13 protein-coding genes and 2 pseudogenes are annotated in these 16,380 nt (G+C 73.0%); 4 read left to right on the forward strand and 11 right to left on the reverse strand.

From position 1 onward, the window contains the following. Window positions 1-34 precede the first annotated feature (34 nt). A complete protein-coding gene (locus GEV28_RS20130) occupies window positions 35-1,138 on the reverse strand; it encodes an alcohol dehydrogenase catalytic domain-containing protein (protein ID WP_291413645.1) in 1,104 nt (367 codons plus the stop codon). Between the two features lie 24 nt (window positions 1,139-1,162). Here GEV28_RS20130 and GEV28_RS20135 point away from each other — a divergent pair, with 24 nt between their 5' ends. After that, window positions 1,163-2,077 (forward strand): hypothetical protein, encoded by a 915-nt coding sequence (locus GEV28_RS20135; protein ID WP_291413646.1) that lies wholly within the window; start codon window positions 1,163-1,165, stop codon window positions 2,075-2,077. 51 nt (window positions 2,078-2,128) lie between these two features. Beyond that, window positions 2,129-2,443: pseudogene (locus GEV28_RS20140) on the forward strand (RpiB/LacA/LacB family sugar-phosphate isomerase); the annotation flags it as partial. Between the two features lie 255 nt (window positions 2,444-2,698). On the opposite strand, the gene GEV28_RS20145 reads toward GEV28_RS20140, so the two are convergent. The 10 genes from GEV28_RS20145 to GEV28_RS20190 all read right to left on the reverse strand — a co-directional run bounded on the left by GEV28_RS20145 (window position 2,699) and on the right by GEV28_RS20190 (window position 13,346). Continuing rightward, on the reverse strand, window positions 2,699-3,553 hold the full coding sequence (locus GEV28_RS20145) for an alpha/beta hydrolase (RefSeq protein ID WP_291413647.1): 855 nt from the start codon (window positions 3,551-3,553) through the stop codon (window positions 2,699-2,701). A gap of 3 nt (window positions 3,554-3,556) precedes the next feature. Beyond that, the gene (locus GEV28_RS20150) at window positions 3,557-4,363 is read right to left on the reverse strand and encodes a 3-methyl-2-oxobutanoate hydroxymethyltransferase (RefSeq protein WP_291413648.1); all 807 of its coding nucleotides are present in this window, start codon (window positions 4,361-4,363) and stop codon (window positions 3,557-3,559) included. A gap of 9 nt (window positions 4,364-4,372) precedes the next feature. After that, on the reverse strand, window positions 4,373-4,912 hold the full coding sequence (locus GEV28_RS20155) for a hypothetical protein (RefSeq protein WP_291413649.1): 540 nt from the start codon (window positions 4,910-4,912) through the stop codon (window positions 4,373-4,375). Between the two features lie 2 nt (window positions 4,913-4,914). Next, window positions 4,915-6,147: a Rieske 2Fe-2S domain-containing protein gene (locus GEV28_RS20160; RefSeq protein WP_291413650.1), complete on the reverse strand. Its 1,233-nt coding sequence runs from the start codon at window positions 6,145-6,147 to the stop codon at window positions 4,915-4,917. A gap of 236 nt (window positions 6,148-6,383) precedes the next feature. After that, a complete protein-coding gene (locus GEV28_RS20165) occupies window positions 6,384-7,877 on the reverse strand; it encodes an amidase family protein (RefSeq protein ID WP_291413651.1) in 1,494 nt (497 codons plus the stop codon). A 40-nt stretch (window positions 7,878-7,917) separates the two neighbouring features. Then, window positions 7,918-8,577 (reverse strand): cyclase family protein, encoded by a 660-nt coding sequence (locus GEV28_RS20170; RefSeq protein WP_291413652.1) that lies wholly within the window; start codon window positions 8,575-8,577, stop codon window positions 7,918-7,920. Next, window positions 8,574-10,058, reverse strand: a complete 1,485-nt coding sequence (locus GEV28_RS20175) for a dynamin family protein (RefSeq protein ID WP_291413653.1) — start codon at window positions 10,056-10,058, stop codon at window positions 8,574-8,576. The genes GEV28_RS20170 and GEV28_RS20175 overlap by 4 nt, the downstream gene beginning before the upstream one ends. Continuing rightward, the gene (locus GEV28_RS20180; RefSeq protein WP_291413654.1) at window positions 10,055-11,881 is read right to left on the reverse strand and encodes a dynamin family protein; all 1,827 of its coding nucleotides are present in this window, start codon (window positions 11,879-11,881) and stop codon (window positions 10,055-10,057) included. Before GEV28_RS20180 ends, GEV28_RS20175 begins: the two co-directional genes overlap by 4 nt. A 10-nt stretch (window positions 11,882-11,891) precedes the next feature. Beyond that, window positions 11,892-12,524: an IniB N-terminal domain-containing protein gene (locus GEV28_RS20185; protein WP_291413655.1), complete on the reverse strand. Its 633-nt coding sequence runs from the start codon at window positions 12,522-12,524 to the stop codon at window positions 11,892-11,894. A 195-nt stretch (window positions 12,525-12,719) separates the two neighbouring features. After that, window positions 12,720-13,346, reverse strand: a complete 627-nt coding sequence (locus GEV28_RS20190; RefSeq protein ID WP_291413656.1) for a hypothetical protein — start codon at window positions 13,344-13,346, stop codon at window positions 12,720-12,722. 352 nt (window positions 13,347-13,698) lie between these two features. On the opposite strand from GEV28_RS20190, the gene GEV28_RS20195 reads away from it, so the two are divergent. Together GEV28_RS20195 and GEV28_RS20200 are read left to right on the forward strand one after the other, a co-directional pair. Next, window positions 13,699-15,225: an Hsp70 family protein gene (locus GEV28_RS20195; protein WP_291413657.1), complete on the forward strand. Its 1,527-nt coding sequence runs from the start codon at window positions 13,699-13,701 to the stop codon at window positions 15,223-15,225. After that, window positions 15,225-16,380: pseudogene (locus GEV28_RS20200) on the forward strand (hypothetical protein); the annotation flags it as partial. The gene GEV28_RS20195 and the pseudogene GEV28_RS20200, both read left to right, overlap by 1 nt.

The following is a 16,380-nucleotide window of genomic DNA, read 5'->3' on the forward strand; positions in this document are numbered from 1 at the left end:
TCGCTCTGTATCCATGATTCGCTCGCAAGCTCGCTCATGGCAGCACCGAGACGTGGATGGCACCCTCGTCGCCGGAGCCTGCGACCGTCCTGATGGCACGGTCCACGTCGGACAGGCCGAAGGTGTGCGTGGTCAGCCGTTCCAGCGGGAACCGGCCGGCGGCCAGCTGGGCGAGGGCGAGCTCGACGGCGCGGTGGCTGTGCCCGCGGGCGCTGCGGATCGTGATGGCCTTCTCGGTCACCTTCTTCATCGGGAAGTCCGGGAACGCGGCCAGCTCACCCTGGATGACGATCGTGCCGGCCCGGCGCTTGAGCGCGTCGATGCCGAGCAGGACCGGTGCCGTGCCGGCGCCCGCGGTGCAGTCGAGGACGACGTCGACGCCCTTGCCGCCGGTGATCTCCCGGACCCGGGTCAGCGGGTCCTCCACCGCGATGTCGACGACGTGGTCGGCGCCGAGGGCCTTGGCCAGCTCCAGGCGCGCCGCGTCCCTGGTCGTGCCGGTCACGATGATCTGCGACGCGCCGGCCTGCTTGCACGCCACCGTCTGCGCGAGGCCCTGCTGGCCCGGCCCCTGGATCAGCACGGTCGAGTCGTAGCCGACACCCGCGTCGAACAGGGCCCACTCGATGCCGTTGGACATCGGCGTGACGATCCCCGCGAGCTCGGCCGACACCCCGGCCGGCACCTTGTGCACCACCGCGTTCCACGGCAGGTACAGATGACTCGCGAACCCACCCCACAGGTGGTATGGGTTCTCCGCGGAGGTGTAGCCGTAGCGGCGGGCGTCCGGGTTGGTGCGCCAGTCGGTCCACTCGCAGTGCTGGTACTGGCCGAGGTGACACCACTCGCAGCGCCGGCACGGGACGTAGTGCTGGACGAACACCCGGTCGCCCTCGGCGAAGCCCTGGCGCTCGCGGAACGTGCGGCCCGCCTTCGCGATCACGCCGACGTTCTCGTGCCCCATGATCACCGGATCCTGGATGACCGGCTTGGCGTACATCTTGACGTCGGTGCCGCAGATGCCGGCCACCTCGACCCGCAGCAGCGCGCCGTCCTCGGGGATGTCCGGCATCGGGTACTCGCGGAACTCGGTCGTGCTGGCGGCGGTGCGCACGGCCGCAAGAACCGTCTCAGTCATGGTCTGATGGTATAACATTTAGCTATGCGGGCTCTTCGAACTGTGACGCGGACCCAGGGCAACAACCTGGCCCTCAAGGACGGCGCCGTCACGCCGCGGGGGTTCGCGTTCGACTTCGAGGAGGTGCCGGTCCTCGTCGACGCGTTCCGCCGGATGGTGCGCACGCTCGAGTTCGACGTCACCGAGATGGCGTTCACCACGTACCTGTGCGCGAAGGCGCACGGCAAGGCGATCACCGCGCTGCCGGTCTTCCTGGTGCGCGGCTTCCACCACGGCGCGATCGTCCACAACGGAGCGTCGGCGGTGTCCGGCCTGGAGGGCCGCCAGGTGGGGGTCAACCGCGGCTACACGGTCACGACGGGCGTGTGGGTGCGGGGAATCCTGCAGGACTACTACGGCGTGGACCTCGACAAGGTGACCTGGGTGCTGTCCGGCGACGAGCACGTGGCCGAGTACCGGCCGCCGGCGAACGTGGTGCGGATGGTGCGCGGCGGCGACCTGGCGACGATGGTGGCGGCGGGTGAGCTGGCCGCGGCCATCGGGGTGAGCGGCCCGGTCCCGCTGATCCCCGACGCGCGCGAGGCCGGTTTCGCGGCGCTGCGCCAGGACGGGCTGTACCCGATCAACCATCTGGTGGTCGTGCGCGACGAGCTGCTGGCGCGACACCCCGGCCTGGCCGGGGCAGTGTTCGAGGCGTTCGCCGAGGCGAAGCGGCGCTACGTCGCGCGCCTCGGTTCGATCGAGGACCCGACGCCGGCCGACCTGATGTACCGGCGGGTCGGCGAGATCACCGGCGCCGACCCGCTGCCCTACGGCGTCGCGCCGAACCGGGCGATGATCGACCTGCTGATCGACCACGCGGTGCGGCAGCGGATCCTCGACCGCAGGCCGGCCGTCGAGGACCTGTTCGCCCCGGACACGCTCGACCTGACCGCCTGAGGACGGACCACCATGCGCATCGCGATCGCGGCCGACCACAACGGCGTGCCGATGAAGAAGCTGCTCGTCGACCGGCTCGCCGCCGCCGGCCACGAGGTCGCCGACCACGGCACCGACGGCGACGGGGTGGTCGACTACCCGCCGCTGTGCGCCTAGGTCTGCGGCCAGGTCGTCGACGGCGCCGCGGACCGGGCCATCGTGATCGGCGGCACCGGCGGCGGCGAGGCCATCGCGTGCAACAAGATCCGCGGCATCCGCGCGGGCCTGGGCCACTCGGTGTTCCTGGCGGAGATCTCCGCCGCGCACAACAAGACCAACGTCCTCGTCCTCGGCGCGAAGGTGATCACCGACGACGACGCCGTGGCGATCACCGAGACCTGGCTGAGGACCCCCTTCAAGGGCGAGCGGCACCAGCGGCGCCTGGACAGATCGCGGCCATGGAACGCGGCGAGCGGATCTAGTGCCACGTCCAGGAGGAGTCGGCACGTTTCTCCGCGGCCCAGTCGCCCGCTGGCCGCGTTGTCGCAACGGCCGAGTACGCCCAGTACGAGGCCATTGCTCCGCCTTGCCAGCGAACGACTGGATCCACGGATAAACGCCCCACTCCCCCTGGACGCGGCACTAGCTCCAGGTCCCGTCGAGGAACTCGAGGATCCGCTTCGGCGCGGTGCCGGCGGTCTGCTCGGCGACGGGCACGTCCCAGTAGTCGGCGCGGGGCAGGCACTCCCGCAGGTACCGGGCCGCGGACGGCGCGTGCGAGGCGTCCGCGCCGGGGACGACCAGGGCGGGGACGTCGAGGAGCATCAGGTCCTCCGGCGCGGGCCCCGGCACGGTGTCCCGGTCGAACAGCAGCCGGGTCATGCCGGTCACGACCACGGCGTACCGGTCGGCGTCGCGGCGCGCGTAGTCCTCGGCGAACGCGGCGTCGTGCCGGATGACCGTCACCCACGGTCCGACCCTGGGGTCCTCGGTGAAGCTCGCGGTACCGCCCCTGGCCAGCTCGACGACCGCGGCGAGACCGTGCTCGGCGACGTAGGCCAGGTGCCGGCCGAGCCGGGCGTGCTGGGTCATGCGGTAGCGGGGCCCGCCCGCGGGGGAGTACAGCACCATGCTCGCCACCCGCTCGGGGTGCGCCACCGCCAGCGTCGTGACGATCGAGCAGCCGACGCAACCACCCATGAGGTGCGCCCGCTCGATGCCCAGGTGATCGAGCAGACCCGTGCCCTGCGTCGCGTACGACGCCCAGCCGACCCGCTCGACGCGACCGCCCGACTGCCCCGTCTCGCGCTTGTCGAACGTGACGCACGTGTACCGGGCGGTGAGGTGGTCGAGCAGGCCGAGGCGGCGGTAGATGCCCTGCGTCCGCCAGGTCTCCAGGGACGCGGTGAAGCCGCCCGGCGAGAACATCAGCAGCGGTGGCCCGTCGCCGGTCACCTCGTAGCGGGTCGCGATCCCGTCGACCGTGGTGGTGGGCACCGGTCAGCGGCCCTTGACCTGGCGGCCGGCGCGCACGTCCGACGCGTAGGCGGTGATCGCGTCGTAGCTGATCCGGGCCACGTTGGCGTAGGTGTCGGGCGGGTCGTCCAGCCCCGACGCGGCGTAGCCGATGGCCGCGTTGGCCATCCGCATCCTGCCGTCGAGCCACGGGCCGCCGCCGAAGCCGCCGACGACCGGGATCGACACGGCCCGCGCCACCTCGGCGCCCACGACCGGCCCGGAGTTGGTGAAGTTGAGCAGCGACGCGCCGGCCGCCTCCAGCCGCTTCGCCTCGGCGACGAGCTCGTCGGTCAGCTCCACCGGCACCGTGGCGTTCGCGGCGCCCGGGTACGCCACGCCGTAGCGCAGCGCGGTCTGCGGCGTGATCCCGAACTGGGCGAACACCGGAATGCCCGCGCGGTGGACCGCGGTGACCGCGTCGAGGTGGTCGGCCGCGCCGTCGAGCTTCACGAGGTCGACGCCGGCCTCCTTGACGAGCCGGATGGCCGCGCGCACCGCGCTGTCCGGACCTTCCTGCAACGGGCCGAACGGGAAGTCGCAGCTGACCAGCGCCCGGGTGACCCCGCGGCGAACCGCCTGGGCGACGAGGACCATCGCGTCCATCGTGATCTCGAGCGGGTTCGCCTGGCCCCACAGGTTGACCCCGACCGTGTCGCCGACCGAGATGATGTCGACGCCGGCCCGGTCGACGATCCGCGCCATCTGGTAGTCCCAGACCACCACGCCGACGATCTTGGTGCCGGCCGGCTTCATCGCCTGCACCGCCGGCAGCGTGACCTTCCCGTCCATCGGTGCCCCCTAGGCCCGCAGCGCCGTGAGCACCTCGGACACGTCGTGCTCGTCGTAGGTCACCATGATCACCCGGGCGTGCGGCCGCAGCGCGGACACCGCAGCGCCGGCATGCCCGTCGACGCTGTACCCGGGCCCGCCGGCACCGCCGTGCCCGGCCGCGAGCACCAGGCCCGCCGTCATGATCCCGCGCAGCGTGCAGGCGTCCCCGATCGCCGAGGCGGCCTCGGCGCCGTCGTCGTCGGTGGCCACCATCACCGCGACGTCCGCGCCGGTGAGCACGTCGGACAGCCGGGACTCGGTGCCGTCGGTGCCCACCAGCACGAGGTCGGCCAGGTGTCCGGCGCCGTTGCCGCGCGGCGGGCGGGCGGTGAAGAACCGCGCGTCGGCCCACTCCTGCTCGGCGACGCGCCGCACCACCGGCGCGGCCGCGGCGTCGAGTGCCACCACCCGGGTGGCGCGGGCGGGCGCGATCGGTGCGTTGATCCGGAACCGGGCCTCTTTCGCGGTCGCCGCCTTGGCGCAGCTGTTGAGCAGGATGGGTTTCATCGTCACACCGAGTGCTGGGGGACGCCCGGCTTGACCGTGACCGCGTCCCGGCTCGCCTCGAGGAAGGACTCCTCCTTGGCCAGCAGGACCGCGGCCGACCGGACCCGGTGGTGCGCCGGGTCGACCCCGGGGGGCGTGGTTCCGTCGTCGCGCAGGGCGATCGCGGCCTTCCGCAGCTTCTGGCGCGCCTTGATGATGCCGCTGTCCGCGGCGACGAGCCGTTCCTTGCTGCGGTCGACGATGGGGCCCAGGCTCTCCTGCAGCGAGGCGTCCTGGATCGCGATGCCCTTGATGCCCGAGTAGTGCTCGCCGCGCTTCTGCGCCGCCCGGTCCATCAGGTAGTCGTTGTCCTTGTTCTGCACCGGCCGGTAGGTGCCGGGGATGTTCTCGCTGTGCACCCCGAAGCCGTCCACCATGGCCTGCCGCTCCGTGGGCGTCAGCGCGCGGACCGGGTGGTAGTCGAAGGTGTAGACCCAGCAGTTCTCGTCGTCGATCGGCACCCAGAAGTGGCCGTGCACCGGGTGGTCGCCGCGCGGGGGGACCAGGGTGAACGCCGGCATGACCCACGGGGTGATCCGCCAGTAGTAGTTGCCGTTCTCGGCGGTGCGCCGGGCGCCGACGAACAGGCCGCCGTCGGCCTCCGCGACTTCGAAGAACGGCTTGAGGTCGGCCATGTTGTACTTGTTGCCCTGGGCGCCCTTGAACAGCGGGTCGTTGTTGAGCGCACCCGAGTGCAGCCAGGACACGTGGCTCGAGTCGATGCCGCCTTCCAGCGCCTGCAGCCAGTTGCTCTCCTGCCAGCGCTTGGAGGAGTAGGTCTGCTCGGGCGGCACGTGGACGAACTCGAACTGGGGCGGCGGCGGCTGCTTCGCCGGGTCGCCGAGGTAGGTCCATAAGAGGTCGCCGACCTTGATCAGCGGGTAGGACGTGAGCTTGACGTTGGTGCAGAAGCTGCTGTTCGCGGGCTCGGACGGGACTTCGACGCACTGGCCGGTGACGTCGTACTTCCAGCCGTGGTAGGCGCACCGCAGGCCGCCCTCCTCGTTGCGCCCGAACCACAGCGACGCGCCGCGGTGCGCGCAGAACTCGTCGATGAGCCCGTACCGTCCGGCGCTGTCGCGGAAGCCGATGAGCCGTTCGGAGAGGATCTTGACGCGGACCGGTGGACAGTCGTCCTCGGGCAGTTCCTCGGCGAGGAACGCGGGCACCCAGTACTGCCGGAAGAGTTCCCCCATCGGCGTACCGGGCCCGGTTTGCGTCAAAAACTCGTTGAGCTCTGGTCTGAGCATTCTGGTCCCTCCCGGCCACCCGAAGTGCTAACTATCATACCATTAGACACTACGTGCGCAACGGTCCCGAACGCGACAAGACGGCCGCCACGCGGACAGCGTCGCCCCGGCGACCCGCGCGTTCCTGGTCGCCGCGCACGAGGCGGGCCGGCCCATACGCTGAGCGCCGTCCGGTCCGGGCGTCACGGCGCGGCGCGGAACAACGTCGGGTTGAGCGCCGAGGGCGCCCGCCGCAGCGTGCTGGCCCGCTCGTAGGCGTACGCGTAGCCGATCAGCGTCGGCTCCGTCCAGGCGCGGCCCAGCAGGACGATGGTGAACGGACGCCGGTTCGCGGCCTGGTAGCCGGCCGGCACGGCGATCGACGGGTAGCCCGCCTGCGCGCCGATCGAGGCGCCGCCCGCGCCCGCGAACAGCAGCGCCGTCAGGTCGTACTCGGCCATGACCGCGTCGATGCGGCCCCTGCTGTCGGCCAGGTCCCTGGCCCGGTCCACCTCGTAGCGGGCCGTGTCGGCGCTGCCGGGGGAGAGGTTCATAGCCTGCGACGTGAGTGCCCGTGCCTGGCCGAACTTGAGCGCTACCGGGGCGTGGGCGCCGTTGTAGGCGACCAACTCCGCGAGCGAGCGCACCGGGGCGGTGCCGGGCAGTTGGGCGAGGTAGGCGTTCAGGCCGCGCTTGAACTCGTAGTGCAGCACCGTCGACCTTTCGGGGAAGCCGCCGCTCGTGTCGAGGGTGACTGGCACGAGCGTCGCGCCCAGGCCGGTCAGCTCGGCCACCGCCGCGTCCCAGAGCGTCCGGTTGTCGCCGCCCTCGTCCGGGACCTCGCTCCGCACCACCCCGATCCGGGCGCCGCGCAACGCACCGGCCCGCAGGTTCGTCGTGAAGTCGTGGCCCGCCAACGGGTTGTCCGCGGTGGCCGGGTCGAGCGGGTCGACCCCGGTGAGCGCGGTCAGCTCGGCGGCCGCGTCGGCGACCGTCCTGGTCATGGGTCCCGCGGTGTCCTGGCTCGCGGCGATCGGGACGACCCCGGTGCGGCTGATGAGCCCGACCGTCGGCTTGATGCCCACGACCGAGTTGGCCGCCGCCGGGCTCAGGATCGACCCGGACGTCTCGGTGCCCACGGTCAGCGGCGCGAGTCCCGCGGCCGCCGCGGCGCCGGAGCCCGCGCTCGACCCGCTCGGCGACTGCGACGCGTCGTACGGGTTGAGCACCTGGCCGCCCAGCGAGCTGTAGCCGCCGGGCATGTCCTCGGCGAGGAAGTTGGCGAGTTCGGTGAGGTTGGCCTTGCCGAGGATCACCGCACCCGCGTCGCGCAGGTTGGTGACGAGCCGGGCGTCCGCGTGGGGGTAGGAGTTCGCGAGCGCGACCGAGCCCGCGGTGGTCGGCATCCCCCGCACGTCGATGTTGTCCTTGACCAGCACGGGAATGCCGAGCAACGGCCCGCCGCCGCCCTCCATCCGCCGCTCGTCCGCCGCCTCGGCCTCGGCGACCGCGTGCGGGTTGAGCGCCCGGACGGCGTTGAGGGTCGGGTTGAGCGCCTCGATCCGCGCGAGGTGGGCCCTGGTGAGGCCGACGCCGGTGATCGCGTGGGCGTCGAGGAGGTGGGCGAGCCGCGCGACGGTGGCGGTCTCGAGGTCGGCCGGGAAGCGCGGCGCGGGGCGCCCGGTGGTGAGGGTCACGGCCAGCAGTCTGCGGCCCCTGGTCGTCCTGGGGAAGGTCTCACCCGCACGCCAGCACGGCGACCGCGCGGACCGGGAAGCTGCCGATGCCGCGCACGGGTGCGGGCAGCGCGGTCAGCCGGAACCCCTCCGCCGGCAGCGCGGCGAGGTTGGTCAGGTGCTCGATGATCGGGATCCCGTTGCCCAGCAACGTGTCGTGCACCGGTCGCGCCGGGTCGGTGGGGTCGTCGACGTTCACCGCGTCGACGCCGAGCACCGCCACGTTCGCGTCCACGAGGAAGCGGGCGGTGGCGGCGGTGAGGTACGGGGCACCCTCGCCGTAGCGCGGCGTGCCCCAGTGCCGCGACCAGCCGGTGTGCACCAGGACCGCCTTGCCCCACAACCGGTCCGGCTCGCCGAACAGGTCCGGCCCGAGCACCGGGCGACCGTATGCGGACACCCGGACCGCGGGCACGTCGACCAGCCGCTCCAGCGCCAGCCCGGCGATGTCGGCGCCGCCCGCGTGGAAGTGGAACGGCGCGTCGACGTAGGTGCCCGTGTTGGCCACCAGGTCGATCCGTCCGATGTGGAACGACACGCCGGACCCGGGTGCCGTCGCCACCCGCTCCCGGTGGGTGCTGACCGCCGGGCCGGGCAGGCCCGGGTAGGTGACCATGCCGTGCTCGATGGGATGACTCAGGTCCACGTACCGGCTGTTCATCGCCCCATCGTCGCACCGGCCGCGGGGAACTCGGCCCGGGCGAGCACGCCCTCGCACGTCCGCACGAGGGTCCGGCACGCGTCGGCGGCGCGGCGGCCGAACATCGGGTTCTCCGCCTGGGCCTGCCAGTGCCGCAGCGCGGCGTACGCGGCCCGGCGAAGCTCCTCGTGCGGTGCGTCCTCGGGCAGGCCGAGCCGGACCGCCGGCGCGCTGCCCGTGCCGCCGAGCAGCTGCTCGGCCTCCTGCACGAGCGGCGCGGGCAGCGTCACCCCGCCCGACCGCAGCGCGCTGAGCAGCCGCAGCTCGGCGAACTCGTGTGCGCCGGCCAGGATCCGCTCGACCTGCCGGCCCAGCCCGCGCGCGTCGCCGTCGGCGCGGACCACCGAGTCCAGCGCCAGCAGCGCTGAGCGGGCCTTGAGCAGGTCCCGGCGCTCGCCGAACTGCACCTGCAGCACCCGCTGCAGCTCGCCCAACCCGCTGCGGGTGACGAGCTCGTCGGCGAGCGCGGCGGGGGTCCGGGTGCCCTGGCGGATCAGCGAGGTGGCGACCCGGATGCCGAACAGCCCGAACCGGCGGACCAGCGCGCGCCGGGTCTCGACCGACGGGTCGGCCGACGAGCCGCGCAGGAACCGGTCGGTCGACAGCAACGCGGCGTCCAGGGACTCGCGTGGTTCACCGGCCAGCGCCGTGAGCGCCACGAACTCGGCCTGGCGCAGCGTCCGGCCGGTGTGCGCCAGCAGCCCGGCCACCGCCACCACGTTCTGGCACAGCCCGCGCAGCGCGGGCTCGGTCCGGTAGCGGGTGGCGATCGCCCGCGCCGAGAACATCGCGTCCAACCGGCCGGCGCCGATCTCGTCGGCCCGGGAGATCACCGCGACCGTGTTGACGGCGGTCGCCCGCGCCACGCCCTGGTCCCGGAACGACTCGAGGAACTCCGCGTCGGCCACGTGCAGGTGGCGCATCAGGTAGAGGACCGCGTCGGCCTCGGTGGGGGTGTCGTCGTCCGGCTCGAGGAACCGCGCGGTGCGGTCGGAGACCCCGGAGTTGATCGACGCGACACCCGGGGTGTCGATCAGCGTCGTGGCCCGCAGGCTCTGCGCGGGCCAGTCGACGACGAGCCGGTCCAGCCGCTCGGCGGGCGTGGCACCCAGGTCGATCTCCAACGCCCCGTCCCGGCGGACCACCGGCAGCGGCGCGGGGCCGCCGTCCTTGGGGTACATGACGATCCGCGGGTTGGGCCCGTTGCGGTACCAGGTCACCACCCGGGTGCACTCGCCCGCGTCGGTCGGCGCGACCGCCTCCCCGACGAGCGCGTTGAGCAGCGTCGACTTGCCGGCCTTGACCTTGCCGGCGATCGCCACCCGCAGCGGCTCGTCCAGCCGGACCAGCTGGCGGCGCAGGAGGTCGACGGTGCGCGGCTGGTCGCCGTAGGTCGCCAGCGCGCCGGCCAGCACGTGCCGCACGGCGTGGGAGAGCGTCATGCCGCCACCCGCTCCACCGGCAGCAGGGTCCGGACCTGCTGCGCCACCTGGTCCAGCCGCGCGAGCTCGGCGCGGATCTCGGCGAGCCGGGCGTCCCGCTCGGCCTGCGTCGTCTTGACCGACTTCTCCGCCGCCCGCAACGAGTCCTGCAGCGAGCGCTTCATCTGCTCGGCCAGCGCGGTGAAGTGGTCGCGCAGCACCCGCTGCACCCCGCGCAGCATGTCGCGCGAGTCCTTGCTGACATGGAAGGTGACGTCGTCGATGTAGCGGCGGAGTCCCGCCTTGGCGTCGTTCTGCCGCTTGGTGATGATCCGGCGGCGCTCGTCGCCGATGGACTTGCGGCCCATCAGCAGGCCCGCGCCGATGGAGATCGGGTTCAGCAGGGTGAACCCCACCAGCGTGCCGAGCATGCCGAACATCAGCACGCCCATGTAGCCGCCCTTGACCCCGGTCAGCAACCTCTTCCCGACCCCCAAGGTCTCGCTCTCCCGCACGGTCATCGTGCGCACGGACCGCAACGCGTCCGACGGCTCGATGCGCAGTGCCGGCAGCAGGTGCGCGCGCTCCTCGTCGAAGTGCTCGGCGACGCGCTGGGCCAGCCACCGGGCCCGCTGGGTGGCCCACACGTAGTTGGCCGACGCCGCGGAGGTCGCGGACTGCTCCACCCAGCTCTGGAACTGGTCCCAGGTCCTGGTCGGGTCGCCGCCGTTGACGATCGCCTCCTCGGCGTCGCGGACGATCTCCCGCAGCCGGTCGCGCAGGTCGTAGTCGATGTCCGCGTTGAGGTCGGCGACCCCGTCGTTGAGGGTCTGCTGCCAGCGCGCGGACCGCTCCTTCAGCCCGGCGGCCCGCTGCTCCGCGGCGGTCAGCCTGCTGATGACCTCCTGCACGCGCTCCGGGTTCTCCTGCGTGGACTCCTCGGTGCGCAGCGCGCCGGCGACCTGCTCGGTCACCCCGAGCACGTCGTGCACGGTCGACCGGCGGGCCAGCTCGTCGGCCTTCGCGACGACGTCCTGGCGCAGGTAGCGGACCAGCGGCGGGTAGCCGGACTCGGCGGACAGCTCGGCCCGCAGCTCCTCGTTCTCGGTGAGCAGCGCCTGCCAGCGCATGGTCGAGGACACGGTGAACAGCCGCGCCTCGATGCCGGCCCGGGCGAGGTGCCCGCGGTCGAGGTCGGCGATCGTGCGCCAGTCCGGGTACAGGTCGGTCTTGGTCAGCACGCACGCCACGTTCGGGCACACACTGATGGCCTGCCGCAGGAACTCGATCTCCGGCGCGGTGTACTCCTGCGAGGCGTCGGACACGAGCAGCACGGCGTCGGCGGCGGGCAGCGTGGCCATCGTCGCCGCGGCGTGCACGGAGCTGAGCCCGCCGACGCCGGGGGTGTCCACGAGCACGAGCCCGCCCGCGAGCACCGCCCGCGGCATGCCGATCTCGACCTGGCTCAGCCGCTCCCGGTTGCCGGGGTTGCCCGACTCCGACGCGTACCTCGCGATGTCCTCGATGGGCACGGGGATGCGCTGGATGTCACCGGTGTCGAGCACTCGGACCAGCGTCACCGACGGCGCGTCGGCGTGCTTGACCACGGTCGGCACCGCGGTCGACAGGTCGTCGAGCACCGGGCACACCGGGGCCCCGACCAGCCCGTTGACCAGCATGCTCTTGCCCTTCTTGAACTCGCCGACCACGAGCACGCGCACGTGGTCGGCGAGCAGCCGGTTCTTCGCCTGCCGCAGCCGTGCCTCGAGGTCGGGGCGCTCGTATCCCGCGAGCGCCCCGAGGGCGAGGTCCACCGCCTGCACCGGCTTCGCCATCGCCGCCATCGTCGTCACCTCACGCGATCGCGGCGTCGGCGTCGATCTCGGCGTCCGGCTCGTCGAGCTCCGAGGGGTCCTCGACGGGCTGGATGCTCATCTCGGGCTCCGTCCCGAACGGCACGTCCTCCGGCCCGGCCTCGACCGGGTCGTCGATGAACACCTCGGGGTCCTCGGCGGGCCCGTCGGCCGGGGTCTCGCCGGACTCGTCGGTCTCGTCGTTGAACGAGTCCTCGACGTTGATCACCTCGGTCGTGTCGTTGTCCTGGATGGCGATGACCTCGGTGTCGTTGTCGGAGTTGAACGAGTCGATGACGGTGGTGTCCCGGTCGTCGATGTCGAAGATGGTGAACTGCTGGTTCACGTCGCCGACCTCGGTGTGCTGGCTCTGGTCGATCTCGAAGGTCGTCGTCGTGTGCCGGATCTCCTGCACCGGGTCGTTGTGGCCACCCGAGCTGGAGCCGCCGTGCCGGGGATGGGCCGAACCGCTGTCGCTCATCATCAGCTGCGCGTCCCGGACGTCGGCGGCGGTGACCGACTCGAGGCCCTTGTCGGCGAGCAGGCCGTCCGGGTCCCGCTCGAAGTCCATCCGGGTCTTCTCGTCGCGCATCAGGCTCATCAGGAAGTCGATGAGCGCGGGCATGGACGTCATGGCGATCCCTCCACAGTGGATCAGAAATGGTGCGTGGCCGGGGCGCGCTCAGTGAGGGCTTCCGACGAGCGAGGGTGGGCCGGAGGTCTGCCCGAGGAGTCGGCGTCGCCAACCGCCGCGGTCAGATCGGAGTCGTGCCTCCGGCTTCGCCCTCACCGGGAATTGGCACAGCAGCCCCGGCCACCCACGCCTGGGTCACAAGGACAGGTCGAGGTCGTCCAGTCGGGACTCGATCTCGTTCTCGATGTCCGCCTCGAAGTCCTGGTCCTGGTCGTTGTCCGCGTCCTGCACGGTGGTCTGGTCGGTGTCGAGGTCCGCGTCCTGGTCGCTGTCCAGGTCCGCGTCCTGCTCGTTGCTCTGGTCGGCGTCGACGTCGACGTCGGACTCGGCGTTGCCACCGGCGCCGCCGCCGGCGTCGGCGTTGCCACCGTCGCCCGCGTTGCCGCCGTTGCCCCCGACACCCACGCCGTCACCGGCGGTGCTGTTGCCGAAGTTGACGTTGACCTGGCCGGACTGGCTGATCGGGCCGCTGTCGCCGCCGACCCCGAAGCCGCTGCCGCCGTCGGCGCTGCCGCCGTTGCCCCCGAGCGCGATCCCGCCGTTGCCGCCGTCGCCCGCCTCGGTGTCGGTCACCGTGGTGGTGTCCTGGTCCTGCTCGGACCCTTGCGCCGCGGTCTGGTCGTTGGCCTGGTCGGCGGTCTGCTGGGCGACCTCGGCCGCCTGCTGCTCCTGGGTCGAGTCCTGGTCGAGCACCGCGGTCAGGTCGACGTTCGCGACGCTGTCGAGGAAGTCGCTCAGGTTGATGGGGACTGGGTTCGTCATTGTGCACTCCTGGTTATCTGGTGAGGCGCAACGACTCCCGTGGCGCCTACCGGAGCGTTCGTCCGGCTGACACCAAAGTTAGGTTCGCCGGCGGGCCCTGCCATCCGGGCGACCACCTGTTCGTGTCGTGCCTGGTACCGGGGTCGGCGACGGGGGCGCCGGACGGACTACGGGGTTTTCCCTGTACCCCGAAGATTCTTTTGAACCAAACCGTCCGCGTTTCCGTATCGAATCCGATTGGGCTGGTAGAGCGAGAGGGGAAAGCGCGATGTCCTACCAGATAGGAGTCGATTTAGGGGCAACATTCACCGCCGCGGCGGTCTGCCGCGCCGGACGCGCGGAAGTGGTGCGGTTGGGCACTCGGGCCGCGTTTCTGCCGTCCGTGGCCGGGGTCGGCCCGGACGGATCCTTGGTGCTGGGGGAGCTCGCGGAGTCGGGCAACGTGGTTCGGCAGTTCACCCGCCGGGTCGGTGACGACACTCCGTTGCGGCTCGGTGCCGTGACCGTGACCGCGGAGGCACTCGCCGCGAACTTCGTCTCGCACGTGGTCGCCACGGTCGCCGCCCGCGCGGGTGGCGCGGCCACGCGGGTGGCGCTGACGCATCCGGCCGGCTGGGGGCAGCACCGGATCGCGTCGCTCCGTGCGGCGTTGTCGGCGCAAGGGCTGGGCGCGACGGTGTTCCTGTCCGCGGCGCAGGCGGCCGCGCAGGCCCACGCCGACCGGACGCCGGTGTCCACCGGCGAGCTCGTGGCGGTCTACGACCTGGGCGGCACCGGCCTCGACGCGGCCGTCGTGCGCAGGCTCGCCAACGGCGAGTTCGCGCCGGCCGGCCGGCCGGAGGAGCTCGACCCCGGCGGCCTGGACTTCGACGAGCTCGTGTTCGAGCACGTGCGCACCGCTCTGGGGGAGCAGTGGGCCGCGCTGGACGCTACCGACCCGGCCGTCCTGACCGGCGTCGCCCGGCTGCGCCGGGAGTGCGCGCTGGCCAAGGAGGCGCTCTCGGCCGACACCGACGTACAGGTCCCGGTGGTCCTGCCGGGCATCGACACCCGCGTGCGGCTCGCCCGCGCCGAGTTCGAGGAGCTGATCCGTCCCTCGGTCGAGGAGACCGCCGCGACGTTGGTCCGCGCGATCGGCTCCGCCGGGGTCGAGCCGGAGGAAGTGACCACCGTGCTGCTGACCGGCGGTTCGGCACGGATCCCGCTGGTCACCCAGGTGGTCTCGGAGATCCTCGGCCGGCCGGTCACGGTCGCCGCGGACCCCAAGGGCGACACCGCGGTCGGCGCGGCCCTCGCCGTGGGCGGCCTCGAGGCGGACGTGCCGGCGGCCCGACCGCAGTCGGAACCGACCCGCATCGCGCTGCGTGCCGCGCCGCACGAGGGCGAGAACCTGCCGAGCCCGCCCCGCCCGCCGGTGCCGGTCGGCCCGCCCGCCACGGAGAAGCCCGGCCCCTTCGGCCTGCGGCGCTCGGTCGCGGCCTCGGCGGCGACGTTCCTCGCGCTCGTGGTGGCCGGCGGCATCGCCCTGGGCAGCCACTACTTCGGGCCGAAGGACGCGGATGCCGACATCGACCCCGCCGGCACGATCGAGAGCACCGAGCGGTCGGACCCCACCACGCCGCCATCCCCGACGACGACCGCGCCGAACTCACCGCAGGAGCCCACCGAGACGCCCCGGCGTCGCCGGACCCAGGAGCCCCAGCAGACCGAGCAGACCGAGCAGACCACGAGCGAGCCGACCGAGACCACGACCACGACGCCCCCCGAGCCCACCCCGAGCGAGCCGCCGACCACCACGGCGCCGAGCGCGCCGGACGGCCCGGAGGACACACCCGCCGAGCGGTCGGCGGACCCGAACCAGCCTGGGGGAGACCGATAATGATCGCGACGGAGTTATCCAGACCGACCCACGACGACCCACGATCGGACGGCGTGCTGGCCGACCGCGCGTGGCGGGCCGGTGACATCGCGGCCGCGATCGAGGCGGCCGACCGGGCGCTCGCCCGCGGCGTGGACCCTGACGGCCTCGCCGCCGGGGTGGCCGCGGCGGCGACGGCCGCCGACGGCGCGCTGCTGGACGCGGCCGACCGCTGGCGCGGCGTCGCGTCCACATTGGACGGTGTGCCGGGCGCGCTGGCCGGTGGCCGGGCCGCGCTCGCCGCGGGCCTGGTGGGCGACATCGAGACCGCCGAGCGTGACCTCGACGGCGCGCGCGGAATGGTGCCCGGTGCCGCGCCTCGCGGGCTCAGCGTCCTGTTCGACGGCGTCAGCGCGACCCTGGCCGCCACCCGCGGCGAGTTCGAGATGGCCGCGCGCCGGCTCGCCGGGCTGGCCGTCGCCACCGTGCCCGCCGACCCGATGGCCTCCGAGCGGTGGGCCGACCTCGCCGTGACGGTCACCGCCGCCGGCGGCAACGACCCGGTCGCGTGGGACATGCTGACCGCGCACGCAGACCGCCCGTTCACGACCCGGCGGAGCCTGCTCAAGGCGTGGCTGGACCTGCGTGCCGGCCGGCTGGCCGACGCCCGCGCGGGGCTCTCGGCCGCCAGCGGCACGCCGATACTGCGCCGGGACGCCGTGCTCGCCGCGGCGGTCACCGTCGGCCTGGCCCGGCGGGCCGGCGACGACGAGGCGTTGCGTGCCACCTGGCACCGGGTGGCGCCGGTGGTGGCCGGCGCCGACGTCGAACTGCTGTTGCTCGACGCGTGGGGCGAGCTGTCGGTCGGTGCGGCGCTCGTCGCCCCGGTCGAGAAGGACACCATCGTGGCGATCATGGCTGCGGCGGTGAGCCGGGCCGGCGGGCCGCCGTGGGGTGCGGCCACGCTGGCCTGGTGGTCGCTGCAGCGGGCGGTCGTCACCGGTGAGGCGGGCGAGGCGGCGGCCGCCGCCGACCGGCTCACCGCACTCGCGGCCGACGACGAGAGGTTCGCGGTCCGCGCGGCGGTCGCGGGGGCGTGGGCGTCGGTCCTCGGCCGCACGGTGCCGCCGCCACCGAGCGGGCCGTGGTGCGGGCGGCCGCGGCTGCGACCGCCAC

This window comes from Actinophytocola sp. (assembly GCF_009379765.1).
Taxonomy (GTDB): domain Bacteria; phylum Actinomycetota; class Actinomycetes; order Mycobacteriales; family Pseudonocardiaceae; genus Actinophytocola.